Origin of the sequence: Rhodococcus sp. IEGM 1366, assembly GCF_033142425.1 — a bacterium.
Classification (GTDB): domain Bacteria; phylum Actinomycetota; class Actinomycetes; order Mycobacteriales; family Mycobacteriaceae; genus Rhodococcus_F; species Rhodococcus_F globerula.
This window is the reverse complement of sequence record NZ_JAWLRZ010000006.1, coordinates 53,343-66,519: the sequence shown is the minus strand read 5'-3', so window position 1 is coordinate 66,519 and position 13,177 is coordinate 53,343. Positions and strand designations below refer to the sequence as shown.

General features: G+C 58.6%; 12 protein-coding genes and 1 pseudogene. All 13 read right to left on the bottom strand.

What is annotated here, in order from left to right; all coding sequences use genetic code 11:
- Positions 1 to 36: 36 nt before the first annotated feature.
- Complete coding sequence (locus R4P64_RS18590) at positions 37 to 615, bottom strand: carboxymuconolactone decarboxylase family protein (protein WP_317822168.1); 579 nt, start codon at positions 613 to 615, stop codon at positions 37 to 39.
- Positions 616 to 696: 81 nt separating this feature from the next.
- On the bottom strand, positions 697 to 1,317 hold the full coding sequence (locus R4P64_RS18585) for a hypothetical protein (RefSeq protein ID WP_317822167.1): 621 nt from the start codon (positions 1,315 to 1,317) through the stop codon (positions 697 to 699).
- 41 nt (positions 1,318 to 1,358) lie between these two features.
- On the bottom strand, positions 1,359 to 2,315 hold the full coding sequence (locus tag R4P64_RS18580; protein ID WP_317822165.1) for an MlaD family protein: 957 nt from the start codon (positions 2,313 to 2,315) through the stop codon (positions 1,359 to 1,361).
- Positions 2,312 to 3,313, bottom strand: a complete 1,002-nt coding sequence (locus R4P64_RS18575; protein ID WP_317822164.1) for an MlaD family protein — start codon at positions 3,311 to 3,313, stop codon at positions 2,312 to 2,314. The genes R4P64_RS18580 and R4P64_RS18575 overlap by 4 nt, the downstream gene beginning before the upstream one ends.
- A 1-nt stretch (position 3,314) precedes the next feature.
- Positions 3,315 to 4,340, bottom strand: a complete 1,026-nt coding sequence (locus R4P64_RS18570) for an MlaD family protein (RefSeq protein WP_317822163.1) — start codon at positions 4,338 to 4,340, stop codon at positions 3,315 to 3,317.
- A 1-nt stretch (position 4,341) separates the two neighbouring features.
- The gene (locus R4P64_RS18565) at positions 4,342 to 5,301 is read right to left on the bottom strand and encodes an MlaD family protein (RefSeq protein WP_317540733.1); all 960 of its coding nucleotides are present in this window, start codon (positions 5,299 to 5,301) and stop codon (positions 4,342 to 4,344) included.
- 41 nt (positions 5,302 to 5,342) lie between these two features.
- On the bottom strand, positions 5,343 to 6,356 hold the full coding sequence (locus tag R4P64_RS18560) for an MlaD family protein (RefSeq protein ID WP_317822162.1): 1,014 nt from the start codon (positions 6,354 to 6,356) through the stop codon (positions 5,343 to 5,345).
- Positions 6,353 to 7,441, bottom strand: a complete 1,089-nt coding sequence (locus tag R4P64_RS18555) for an Mce family protein (protein WP_317822160.1) — start codon at positions 7,439 to 7,441, stop codon at positions 6,353 to 6,355. Before R4P64_RS18555 ends, R4P64_RS18560 begins: the two co-directional genes overlap by 4 nt.
- 4 nt (positions 7,442 to 7,445) lie before the next feature.
- The gene (locus tag R4P64_RS18550) at positions 7,446 to 8,294 is read right to left on the bottom strand and encodes an MlaE family ABC transporter permease (protein WP_172935744.1); all 849 of its coding nucleotides are present in this window, start codon (positions 8,292 to 8,294) and stop codon (positions 7,446 to 7,448) included.
- The gene (locus tag R4P64_RS18545) at positions 8,291 to 9,100 is read right to left on the bottom strand and encodes an ABC transporter permease (RefSeq protein ID WP_317822158.1); all 810 of its coding nucleotides are present in this window, start codon (positions 9,098 to 9,100) and stop codon (positions 8,291 to 8,293) included. The genes R4P64_RS18550 and R4P64_RS18545 overlap by 4 nt, the downstream gene beginning before the upstream one ends.
- Positions 9,101 to 9,174: 74 nt before the next feature.
- Positions 9,175 to 10,244, bottom strand: a pseudogene (locus R4P64_RS18540) (ABC transporter ATP-binding protein).
- A gap of 325 nt (positions 10,245 to 10,569) precedes the next feature.
- Entirely contained in the window at positions 10,570 to 12,246 is a 1,677-nt protein-coding gene (locus R4P64_RS18535; RefSeq protein WP_317822157.1) for an FAD-dependent oxidoreductase, read from the bottom strand.
- Positions 12,247 to 12,498: 252 nt separating this feature from the next.
- Positions 12,499 to 13,137 (bottom strand): TetR/AcrR family transcriptional regulator, encoded by a 639-nt coding sequence (locus R4P64_RS18530; protein WP_172935748.1) that lies wholly within the window; start codon positions 13,135 to 13,137, stop codon positions 12,499 to 12,501.
- Positions 13,138 to 13,177 lie beyond the last annotated feature (40 nt).

Genomic DNA, 13,177 nt, shown 5'->3' with positions numbered 1-13,177 from the left:
TTAAAAATAGATCAATTCATCCGCTCTTGCGGAGTTCTACTCTTGAGACCACGGAACTCGGCAGGAGTCGGTACCGAATCCCTGTTCCGTGATTCCCAACGCGGAATACATTCGCGAGCGCATGTTCTCCAGCCCGATCTGATAGGTCAGCTCCACCACGCCTGCCCTACCGAACCGACTCTCGAGGTCCGCAACATGCTCGTCGGTAACTCCGTGCTCACCGTGTGGGTCGCCTGTCATCGCGTCCGCGTACGCGATGGCTGCTCGCTCGTCCTCGCTGTAGAGCGGCGAGTCTCGATAATGCTCAATCGCTTTCAAACGCTCGACGTCAAGGCCGTCCAGACGCGCGAGCATCGTGCCGAAGTCGACGCACCACGAACAACCCACGGTAGAGGCGACTCGGTAGACCGCCAACTCCCGGACACTCACCGGCAGAACTTTGGACGCTTTCTGCACTGCCATTTCATGCCCGGCGGCCGCCAGAAACAGCTTCTTGTGGTTCGCGAGCACGGCAAACGGTTCAGGGACCTCGTCGAACTGCCGGGCGGCGAACTTGTACGCCACTTTGATCAGTGGTCCGCCGTCACCGGGCGCCACTGCGGGTATGCGGGGCATGACAACCTCCGTAAGTCTGCGGCACCACAATCGGTGCCACTTACAGAGTGGAACGAATACCGCGTTCTAAACGTGATCGTCTCATCGAGGAGCCTTATCGCCGGAAAGTGCCGAGTCGATTCCGCTGATCTCCGTAATCTTCCAGTCGTCTCCACTGTCGATGGTGAGTTTGTACGTCGCTGTCGACATGATTCCCTCGGGAGCTTGACTGTTGGTGGTCATGACACTGACAAAGCAGTCCACCGAATAAATACCGCCGTCACCCGCTACGGCCTTTGCGGATATCGGTTGCGCAGTGGATGTCCACTGGAGCGGCGAGATGATCTGCTCCATCGACGACGACGCTTGTGTCAACCGGTTGGACAGTTCCGAACTGGTTCCCTGGGTCAATCTCGCTCGCCAGGCCGGCAGGTCCCGAAAGTCCATCTCCGCGGCCCCGGTCGCATAATCCAAGGCGATCTGTTCGGCCTGTGCTCGACCGGCTTCTGCCGAGTGGATCGCGGAGAGTTCATCCGACTTGGACCGAAGCTGCCACGTCACCGCCGCAAGACCGATCACCAGAAATGCGACGACAAGACCGAGTACAAGGGGTTTCAACGCCACCGTTCGAGGTACCGCGCGACCGGAATCGGTTGACGATTCGAACGTTCGGGTATCGGTATCGACTTCAGCAGCAGTTTCGGTAACGGCGGTATCCTGCATGATTTTTGCCTTTCGTTGCATCGTGCCTTGGTGATGAACAGTCAGCCCGGAATTCGTGCATGAACGGTCAACGCGTCCCCGGATGCGGTAGCCGCAAGAATGTTGTCGAGCAAGCGCCCGATGTCGACGGTTCGTACGGAGGCGGCGCCGGCTTGTACTGCGGGAAGTAGATTCACTCCGATCGCTTCGATGGACGGAGCGGTTTCGTCGAGGAAAGTCTGCAACTCACCCAGAAATGGGCTGACACCTTCCGCGATACCGTCACGGAGAGGTCCCTTCACCACCGCAAAATGAATTCCGGTCAGAAGGTCGTGGAATCCCTGGCCGAATTCTGCGACCTGAGGAGTTGAGTCTCGTAGTCCCGCGGGCAGGGTGCCGCTCTCCATGAGAAGGGGTTGCAAGGTCTCGAACAGCGTAGTGACGTTGTCGGATTGCTGGGCCAGTGTGGCAGCCAACAGCTCTCCCGCTCGGCTGAGATTGTTCAGCACAGCAAAGTCGTCGGGCAGCGCGATGTCCACGGTCTCGAAAATCTGCTGTACCTGAACCGGATCCACCTGCTCGAGCAGCCTGGTCAACCGTTCGGACAGTTCCTTGAAAGTTGTCGGCACCACGACCTGGGACTCCGGAACGCTGTCCCCGTCCTGCATGAACGGCCCGGATTCCGATGGCGGAAGAACCGAGAGATACGACTCGCCGAGCGCAGAAAGATTGTCGACGCGAAAGACGCTGTCAACTGGAATGCTCTGCCCACGTGTGTAATTCCATCCAACTTCGATGCTGTCCGCTGATGCGCTCACTTCGCTGACGTGCCCGATTGCCACCCCTCTCAACAGCACCCTCGAACCGACCACAAGACCGTTGGTGTCGCGGATCTCCATCCGAGCAGAGTTCACATTTTCGAACGCACCGAACTGCAGACCCGCCTTACCCATGTACACGAATGATGCTGCCGCGATGGCAATCATCCCGACGACGGACATCAGTGTCTTGCCCCTCATTTCACTGCTCCTAGTAAACGAAGGACGTTCTCGGCGTCGGCGATCACTTGGTCGCCGCCTGACGTTTCGACGGACTTGACGTCGATCGAAGGGTTTTGCGCAAACGGAATCAAGGTGGTGCGAAGGAAATTCGCTACGGTCACCGATGTCCGTGGCGCTTCTACCAACGTTTCACCGATGGAATCCGCCGAGTCGGCCATGGAGTTCAACATCGGCACCATCCACAGTCCGCCTTCGTAGACACTTCCGACGGAGGGAAGGATCTGACCGATGTGCGATACGACGGAAATCGCCACACGGCGCCAGTAATGGACTGCTGACGGGTCGAATATCGTGGCCAGTTGTTCCCCACGATCCGTCATCGAGAGCGCCGTTGCATTCAATCCGTCCAAAGTCCGGTCGATTTCACCGGTGCGACCTGCCAGGTCGTGCATGTCCACTGCCACGATCGACGCAAGGTCGCCCACTGCGGCCTTCGACGGCATCACACTGTTCACCCGGCCCATGACGTCTTCGATCTTCTGGATACTTCCGCCGTTCACGAAGTTCGCCAGAACCGCGATAGTGTCCTCGAGCTGAGGCGGAGAGATGGTTCGGCTGACCGGAACGGTGCCTCCGGGTGGGATTGTGCCACCAGGAATCTCGGGGTCTCGGGTAATCGCGATGTAGGTGTCTCCGAGAAGCGTGTCCTGGCGGATAATGGCACCCGCATTCGCGGGGACCTTCGTATCGGTTCTGATGCCGGCATGAACCGTCACCATGTTGTCGGACACTTCGAGAGAGCGCACTTCGCCCACTCGCAAGCCATCCATGATCACGTCTGCGCCGGTCGGCAGGTTCATCACACTCGAGAATTCCAGCATCATCTCGTAGCCCTCACCGATACCGCTTCGCGCCGAGGGCAAATCGTCCGGCCCGAGCGAGCAAGCCGACAGGCTCGACAGGGCTGCACCACAGGTGATGATGCACAGCAGCTTTCGAACTCTGTTGATCGTCACGTCACTTCCCTTCCAAGAGAACAAGGTCGAGCAGACTGACTACTGGAAGTTCGGTCGCGGAATCCAACTTCACGGTCGCCGGTTGATACGCAAAGCTGATCTCGTTCTGATTCGACGACTGCTGTGTGAGCAGTGGGGCAACAGATGGAATCGAAGATATGAGTCCGGCAAGATCTTTCGACTGAGTTGCCGCCAGTTTTATCGACGCTGTGGCGTTTCCGTGCATGAAGGACCAAATATCGGCGCCGTAACTCTGCTGGATGTCGTCCAGCGTCGCGACCAGCCAGCCGATACCCTCGCACACTGCAATAACTCCTGGCCACAGCGAGGGCCCCGCTGCAACGATGTCGGGAAGTTGCTCGACAATCGACCGGATCGAACTCCAATTCTGCAGCGCGTCTTCGGAAAGCGGGGCCATGTTCGCGATCGCCGAACCGATATCCGCAATGAGTTTGTCTGGATTCGAGGCAGCGGAGGCGGCATGCGTCATCAACTGACGCGCATTGTCTCCTTGCCCCCGCAATGCTTCTTCCAGTCCCGCCACCGTGGCAGCGACGCTCTGATTTCCGTCGTTCGGCGCGATTGCGTCGATGAAATCAGCAGCCGAACCCGTAATCTCGGAGATGCTCTTCGGAGTGTAGCTGTGCTCCAGCGGAATACAGCTCCCCGACGCCATCTCCGGACCGGTGCTGTAGTTTCCCACCAGTTCGAGGGTGCGATCGGCCAGGATCGACTTCGATCGAGTAACCGCGCGCACGTCTGCCGGATACGCTCGTCCGGAAGCCAACGAGAAGGTCACCTCGACATGGTCTCCCCGGGGTTCGATGGACTCGACTCGACCGACCTCGTATCCCATCTGTGTCACCGGGTTCCCGGCATACAGACCGATTGCGTCGGGCATCTCCGCGCAGAATTGCGAACGGTCCTCCCTGGTCACAGTTGTGGCCGCAGCAACGCCGGCCACCGTGACAAGAGCAACTCCGACTAGGGCACCCACAGTCAGGAATACACGTGAATTCTTGGTCATATCAGCACTTCCGTCCGGGAACCGGAACACAGATATCGGATGCCATGAGTTGACCTCCCGCAATGGTGGCCAGTCCGTCAGGTGTCAACCAGGCGGCGAGTTGCGACCTCATCGTTTCGAGATTGGTGATCGTCGGTCCGACCGTGGTCTGGAAATCCTCGATGACGGACTTCGCCTGGTTCACTGCGCCGAGCACCTCTTCCTTGTGGTCGAGGTAATACGACTCGAAGGGCGCAAGTGTCATCAAGACCTCGCCGAGCAAACGGTAAGCCTCGTTGAATCCCACGTGAGTGGTGTTGTACGTGGAGAGGACGATGTCTATCTGCCGGATGAGATCGAAGACGAATTCGCGGTTGGCATTGAATGTCTGGGTGTACTCCGCGGCGAGCGCGGCGACGGTACGGACTTGCTCACGTTGTTCGTCCATGATTCGGGCGATACTCGTCATTCCCGAGATGACCGAACCGACCGAGGACGGGTTGTCGCCGAGGGCCCGAGCGACCTCGTCCAAGTTTGCGTCGACCGTCTCGCCCTTGACGTTGTCCGTCGTATTCGGTGCAGCTTGAAGCACGTCGCCGATGGAGTAGGGAACCTGAACCTGTTCCATCGGAATCGGTTGGTCGCCGATGGGTATTTCGCCGAGAGGAATCAAGGTGATGGCGTACCCGCCGACCGGCGTGAGCATCCGCACTTCGATGCGGGAGTCGGACCCGACCAGGACGGAATCTTCGATCTCGGCTTCCACCACTACCGAATCCGCCTCCATCGACACAGCGGTCACCGATCCGACGCCGATCCCGGCGACGCGTACGTCCTGACCGACGGTAATCGCCGACGCGTCAGTAGTCCTGAACGAGAAGGTCTTCCGTCCGAGCGGGTTGAGGTAGAACACCGTCGCGAGGACGATCACAATCACCAAAGCCAGTACAACTACCGAGCCGTAGGCAACCTGTCGCCTCACCTCCGACTCCGGTCCGGGCGGCATGCGCTTTCGAATTCTGGTCAAGGGTTGCATACGACCACCTCGATACCTCTCAGCAAAACCTTGACCTCACTGGGCAATTGAGCAATTCCGTTGCTGCACTGCAATGCATCGGGACCCTGTGGTGCGGCGTTGGGCAATTGAAGGCCGGCAAAGGCCACGGGCAGAAGTCGCAGAGCCTCCGCAGCATCGGGCATCGACGAGAACGCGTCCGACATCATCTTGTCGACGTCCATTCCGGGGTGGAGCCCCGAACCGTCGATGAGACGCTTTATCGGAGTGAGAAACTCGGGTCCGAACTTCGCTGTCTTCGGAAATTCGTCGAGCACCGACATCGCTTTTGCGATCGGAAAACTGACCGACTCCAGGAACTCCACGACTTCAGGCGAACGACCGCCCATGCTGTCGGAAATACGAGCGAGATTACCGGTGAGTGTGGACAACACCTGTTCGCGGTCGTGCGCGAGATCAGCCAGCTTCTGGGCGTCGTCGAGCATGGGAGCCAACCCGCCGCCGTCACCTTGCAAGAGCGCAATTGCGTTCTCGGTGAAGGTATTGATGTCGTCTGTGCTCATCGTGGCCAGCACCGGTTGCAGTCCGTTGAACAGCGTCGTGATGTCGAAGGACGGATGTGTCCGGTCGACTGAGAGCGACTCCACCGAATTGCCCGCAAGTGCCGGGAATTCCGCATCGATATAGCGCACGCCGGTAAGGTTCTGATACTTGACTGCCAGGATTGTGTTCTCGGTCAGGTCGTAGTCGGTCTCCATGGTGAAACGGACTTTCGCAACGCTGCGCCCATCTTCACGAACAAGATCGACACCCTCGACCTTTCCGATCCGAACACCTTGTGTCCTTACGTCCCCATTGATGCCCAAACCCGATACGTCGGTGAATTCAGCACTATAGCTTCGTGTTTCACCGGACACCGGGTTCTTCATCGCGCTCACCACAATGACGAACAGCAGTGCCGAAATCAGTACCGCGACGGCAAGCTTGATCAGCGTGACGGCATACTCCGAACTGATTCTCACTCGCCTGCTCCTTCACCGAGGGGCGCGGACGCGCGTGTGATTCCGAGAGGTACCGCCAAAGACGGAATGTCGTCGAGGACGATGCGCAGATCGAGGCGCTTACCCGTATCCGTGTCGGAAAACGCACTGTCGAGGCTTTCGATCGATGCTCGTAGTCGCTCGGGCCGCGCGCCGTCCTCCCGAAGGTGCGGGATCATGTCCGCGATCGTCGCAACCACCTGGGTGACCGGCGTCAATTCTTCTCCGTGCGAGGCCAACAGCGCGCCGGCTTGTCCGAACAATTTGGTTGCCGCCAATGCAAGTCCTTGATCTGCCTCGTCCAAGAGCGCGTCGTCGACTCCGATCGATCCGTCCGGCTTCACGTTGAACACGCTGTAGTAGATGCTGGTCAGTGCGTCGATCGCCGCTCGGTTGAACGCCGGCATCTCGTCGAGAACGTCGTTGAAGTACCCGAGGAGATCGCTCGGCAGCTCTTGCTGAGTCTGAGCGACCCGGTCGGCCACAATCAGTCCGGCGTCGAACAACGGAGTCAATCCGTCGGTATAGCGGATCGTCTTGTTCAGCGTGGTGATCATGGAATCGGTCAAGGTGCCGTCAATCGTCAACGAGCCCTTCTCGATCATGGTGGACATCGTGAAGTCGCCGAGGGGAAGCCGCTCGAGTGTCGCCCCGGACGCCAATGCAACACCACCGGAACGGCTGACCAGATTCACGGCCGTCGAGCCGAAGTAGTTGCGGGGCCGGAAGTCGACGTCGAATGTATCTGTGAGTCCGCCGATTTGGTTGTGATCGAGCTCCAAATCCAAGCGAACGGATTCCGAATCCGTCCGCTCGAGACGGACCACCTCCCCGACCTCGCCACCACGCAAGATGACTTTGGTGCCGGTTGTGACACCCGGTCCCACAAACGGGACGTCGATGCTGATCGGCATCCCACTGGGTTCGTCGAACTTCGGAAGGATCCAGACTGCGGAGACGACTATCGCACATGCCGTTGCGATCACACCCAGTCCCGCTGACTGCAGAACCTTGGCTTGCCGCCTCGGCACCCCACGCAGGAAGTCCTGACTGCTCGATCTGCTCACCGCATCATCCTTTGAACGCCAACTCGGGGCTGAGGCCCCAAATCGCCACAGTCATGAGAAAATTGAGAACAACAATTGCGACCAAACTCGCCCTGATCGCCTGCCCAGACGCAGCACCGACGCCGGCCGGACCGCCGCTGGCAAAATAGCCGTAGTAGCAATGGATCATCGTCACGACACCACAGAAGATCACGGCTTTGAGTACCGAGGCCGCCAGATCGGGAACACTGAGAAATTGACTGAAGTAGTGATCGTAGGTGCCCGACGGTTGGCTGTGAAAAGTCTTGATGATGAAACCTCCGGTGATGAAGCTGACCACGAGTGCCATCAGATATCCGGGAATGACAATCAGCATGCTGCCGATCAACCTGGTACCCACCACAAACGGAATTGCCTGTAAGCCCATCGATTCCGTGGCATCGATCTCCTCGGAGATCCGCATGGCGCCGATCTCCGCTGTCATGCGGCACCCAGCCTGCGCTGCGAACCCGATACCGGTGATGATCGGCGCGATTACCCGGACGTTGCCGAAAGAACCGATAATCCCGGTAAGTGCTCCGAAGCCCAACAGATCGAAAGCCATGAAGGCCTGAATGGCAACTACCGCCCCAACTGCGACACCGAGGAAGAACATCAAGCTCACGACGCCACCGTCGACGATCAGAGAACCGTTGCCCCACGCCATGTTGTTCATCGTGGTCATCGTCTGTTTCCGATAGTGCCGAACAGTTTTCGGCAACAGCGAGATCGTCTTGGCAGTGAACACCGCGGCTTGGCCGACTTCCTCGACACCGCGTGATACCGCTTGCCCCACGGCGCGAGCAGGACGCAACAGCACTCCGCCGCCCGTCATGCCAACCTCGCCGGGAAGAACATCATCTGCAGCTGACTGACACCCAAATTGGTCATGAAGATACAGAACACGCTCAGGACAACCGAGGCGTTGACGGCATTCGCCACACCCTTGGGTCCACCCTTTGCCTCGAGGCCACGCAGGCTCGCGATCAAGACCACAATGGCCGCGAACAGTACCGACTTGAGTACTGAGAACGCCAAATCCGTTGTTGTGGCGAATGAACCGAACGACTGCCAGAAACTGCCGGGGACCACGTTGTTCACATTTGCCGAAATAATAAGTCCTGCAGCAACACCGGCGGCAATCATCGAAACGCACAACATCGGGGCGATGGCGATCATCGCGATGAATCGCGGAACCACCAAGCGCTGGACAGGGTCGATTCCCATCACCCGAATAGCTTCGATCTCCTCGCGAATGGCACGCGCGCCCAGGTCCGACGCGATAGCAGACGCTGCGGCGCCACTCATCAGCAAACCGGCTGCCATGGGTGCACCCTGACCGACAACACCCAAACCGCTTGCGGCACCGGCAAGCGAATTGGCGCCGACCTGATTCATGATTCCGCCAACCTGGACCGACACCTCCGCACCGATCGGCACTGCCATCAGCAATGCCGGCAAAGCTGTCACTTTGAGCAACTTCCACATCTGCTCGGCAACTTCACGGACAGGAAGCCGGAACGCCACGATGTCGGTGACGGTATATGTGAGGATCTCTGCCGCCAACTGAGCGGAACGTCCCAAGGTAGCCAAGCTCCGCATCGGGGTTTCTGTCAGATAGGTACGCAGCCTAGCGATCATGACGTATGGCTGTCTCCGCACGGGTTTGTGCGACATCGTCGCCGACTCGTGGGGCAGCATGTCTGTTCCTGTTGTCATGACGATACGAACCAACCGTCTTCTACCACGGGAATCTCGCCGGTCACAGAATCGTCGTAATACGGTGCCGCCACGTCGGATTCGAACGATTCCGATGCAAGACTTTCCCGAATGGCTTCCTGCGCGAGCGGTGGGAGGGTGTGCATGATCTGACGGACGCGTTCCTGACGACGACGAACAGCCTGACGCTCCGGATTACCGGGCGTCGCCTTCATCTGCGGCACGATGCCCTCGACGTCGTCGACACCACCGGCATGGTGACCGGCATCCACGAGCGCCTGCTCGTGCGCCATCTGAGCCTCGTCCTTCTCCTCCGACATACCGATCGGACCGATCATCGTGCCGTTGAGGAACTGCTTGACCACCGGCTCATCCGAGGTGAGCAACACCTCACGAGGACCGAACATCACCAACTGACGGCGGAACAGCATCCCGATATTGTCCGGAACCGTACGAGCAAGGTTGATGTTGTGCGAAACAATAAGAATCGTCGCATCGGACTGAGCATTGATATCGATCAACGTCTGACTGATGTACGTCGTACGCACCGGATCGAGACCCGAGTCCGGCTCGTCGACCAAGATGATCTCCGGATCTAGCACCAACGCGCGAGCCAGACCGGCACGCTTACGCATACCACCGGAAATCTCACCCGGAAGCTTGTCCTCCGCACCGACCAGACCAGTCAGATCGAGCTTCTCCATCACGATCTTGCGGATATCGGATTCCGACTTCTTCGTATGCTCGCGGAGCGGAAACGCGATGTTGTCGTACAAATTCATCGAACCGAACAACGCACCGTCCTGGAACAGCACACCGAACAACTTACGAATCTCGTAGAGCTCCTTCGAGGAACACTGCAAATATCCGTGCCGTCGATCACGATGGAACCCTGCTCGGGGCGGAGCAAACCGATCAAAGACTTCAAGAACACCGACTTACCGGTACCCGAAGGCCCCAGCAACGCGCTCACCTCACCGGCGGGAAGCGTCAACGACACGTCCTGCCAAATCCTCTGCGACCCGAAAGACTTGGTCAGCCCTTCGACTACCACTTCAACACCCATACCGAATCCTTTTCTGTTTGTCGCACCGCTCTTCAGCTCGGAATTTCGATGTTGATCGAATCTCCGATGCTGTTCGATGCTTGGCAATCGAGAATCGGGAATAGCCTGCGCACTACTGTCTTGTGGGGCGGCAGACAATCGGACGAGCTACCTGCTCGTCTTGGAAAGATCGCACAATGCGCTCTGGCACATCAAGATCCGGCGTTCTGTAGCAGCAAGAAGAAGCTGCGATACTCACTGCCGGCACCAGTTGGTTCAAATCTTAGGACCTTAGCCCCTACCGAGTCAATGAATTTGGCCAATAAAACTACAAATTGTAGGTAAATTATCGCGCGACGCGCGCCATACCCCGTGCTACGTCGACCATCTCTGCCACGTCTACGATCTTCAACCTCGGCCGCCCGTGAACCTTGCCCTGCTTTCGTTCATGGGCATCGATCTTCTTCCAGCCCTTGAGATCTACCAATTCAGGCTGGCGGCTGCCAACCAGTTCCATGAAGTCTGCGGTCGAATGACGTGGAGCCTCGAGCCTCCCCTCCAGATAATCGCGAACAATGTGTTGTGACGTCTCGATCGAACACGGCCGATTCGATCCGATGACTCCCGACGGCCCACGTTTGAGCCAACCCGCCGTATACACGCCGGCAACGGGTTCACCCGTTGATGGATCCACCACAGCGCCGCCCTGATTCGGCAACACTCCGCGCAGCTCGTCGAACGGCAAGCCTGCGATGCGAACACCCCGAAAGCCTATGGACCGCACGAGTAATCCAGCCTCGATGTTCTCGAACTCTCCCGTACCGACGACAACAGGTTCTCCGCCCGGCGAGTGAACGGTATTTCGCTCGACACGGATCCCGCTCACCCGCCCGTCGCCGAAGAACGACACCGGAGTCCGATGAAACTGCAGGTGAATGCGGCGGGTACCGGAGGACGGAATTGTACGGCCGTAGTTGTCGACCATGGACGCTTTGATCCGGTGAAGTGCACGCGACTCCGGTTCGCCCTGCTCGAAGCCTGAAGCCGTAACCTCCACTCCTGGTATCTGCGACAACCCGAGCAGTTCCGGAGTACTGAACGCCGCGCCGCCCACACCGCGCCGCCCGAGTACGATCACCTCACGAATCCGACTGGCAGCAAGCGATTCCAACGCATGGTCGGCGATGTCAGTGCCAACCAGTCGAGCTACATCGCTGGTGAGCACGCGTGCGACGTCGAGCGCGACGTTGCCGTTACCGACCACGACGGCCCGCTCGCCCGAGAAGTCGAACTTACGCTCTACATGGTCGGGATGACCGTTGTACCAAGCCGAGAACTCGCGCGCGGAAACACTTCCCGGCAGGTCCTCCCCCGGAATACCGAGTGAACGATCAGCCGGCGCACCGGAGGCATAGACCACGGCGTGATGATGAGCGAGTACCTCGTCATGCGAGAGATGCTGACCAACATCGACATTGAGAAGAACAGCACAGTTCTTCCGCGAGAGTGTCCTTGAAAACGCTGTTGAAATCAGCTTGGTCTTTGCATGATCGGGGGCCACGCCGTATCGAACCAAACCACCTGGCGTCGGAAGGCGTTCGAGAATTGTCACTTCGACGTCGATTCCGGCGCTCGACGACAACTCTTCGGCAACATAGCAGGCGGAGGGACCGCTCCCGACTATCGCAACGCGCAGTGGGTCTCGCGCGGCGCCTACTGACACTGCCGCCACGGGCGCCTTCGCTACTTCTTCCACGACGTCCGGCGTGATGTCCTCGTAGTACGCGGCATTGATTGCTGCGAATACCTCAGTTTCCGGGGTGAGGTCTTCGGGAGGGACTATCGCGTCAACGGGGCACTCGTCGACGCACGCACCGCAGTCGATGCACGCAACAGGATCGATGAACAACATCTCGGTACGAATGTAGGCCCGCTCCGCCGGAGTGGGATGGATGCAGTCCACCGGGCATACGGACACGCAACTTGCATCATTGCAACAGGATTGGGTCACGACGTGGGCCACTGGACACCCAGCTTTCTGCTTTGTTTGCGCGAGACGACCAAACATCTCGACAAATGACGTAATACAGAGAATGTAATCTGTATCACGTGGCAGGTCAACTATTTCAGGAAACTAGCCGAAATGGCTGATCGTCCAGTTCCGTTGCTCATCAATACATTCCAGCTTGCAGAACCGAGTCCTCGATCGCAGACATACAAAACAGCCCCGCATGCGTGAGATCCGCATACGGGGCCGGTAAGCCGTCAACCTGGATTATGTAACGAGTCGGGCGTCCGCGGCCGATGTATCCGTCACGATGCCCGGAAGGAGAAATGTGGTCAGCATGCGTCGGTGCTCAGGGTCGTCGCTGGACCCGAAGTCCATGCGCCCCACAAGAATAAGCTCGACCAATGTAATCCACTCGCAAATCTGCTCATCGGTGAGACCGTCGCGAATCTCTCCGCGTTCTCGCGCCTCGTCGATCAGCGGCTCCCACATTTCCAAGGTCAGTCTGGTCGCCAGACCTGAACTCCCCAGCAGGGCTGTAGCCATGTTCATGTGTTCCGGGCTGACAATCAGCCGGATCAAGTCGTCCTTGCGGCCTCTGTCGACCAAGAAAATCAATCCGTCGACAATCTGCTCGGCAAACGTCGCGCGCTCGCGAAGGTACGCACGAGCCTTGTCGAACAAGCGTCGCGACCGCGTCTCCACCATCGCTGCGATCAAGGTGTCCCGGTCGCGGAAGTACCGGTAGATCGTGGGCCTCGAGACGCCCGCTTCCTTGGCGATGTCGTCCATCGTGGTCTTAGCGATGCTGTACCGCTGAAATGTCGCTTCCGCGGCCTTCAGGATCTGGGCGCGCGCCTCGTCTGCATCCTCACTGAGGACACCACCACTTCTCCGCCGCGCCATACCAACCCCTTCTGGATACTCGGCACAGCGCCGAGTAGTT

What these genes read in the sequence shown, in the direction of transcription:
- R4P64_RS18570 (WP_317822163.1), bottom strand. Translation starts at nt 4,340, where the DNA reads ATGACCAAGAATTCACGTGTATTCCTGACTGTGGGTGCCCTAGTCGGA.
- R4P64_RS18590 (WP_317822168.1), bottom strand. Translation starts at nt 615, where the DNA reads ATGCCCCGCATACCCGCAGTGGCGCCCGGTGACGGCGGACCACTGATC.
- R4P64_RS18550 (WP_172935744.1), bottom strand. Translation starts at nt 8,294, where the DNA reads ATGACGGGCGGCGGAGTGCTGTTGCGTCCTGCTCGCGCCGTGGGGCAA.
- R4P64_RS18585 (WP_317822167.1), bottom strand. Translation starts at nt 1,317, where the DNA reads ATGCAGGATACCGCCGTTACCGAAACTGCTGCTGAAGTCGATACCGAT.
- R4P64_RS18545 (WP_317822158.1), bottom strand. Translation starts at nt 9,100, where the DNA reads ATGATCGCTAGGCTGCGTACCTATCTGACAGAAACCCCGATGCGGAGC.
- R4P64_RS18580 (WP_317822165.1), bottom strand. Translation starts at nt 2,315, where the DNA reads ATGAGGGGCAAGACACTGATGTCCGTCGTCGGGATGATTGCCATCGCG.
- R4P64_RS18530 (WP_172935748.1), bottom strand. Translation starts at nt 13,137, where the DNA reads ATGGCGCGGCGGAGAAGTGGTGGTGTCCTCAGTGAGGATGCAGACGAG.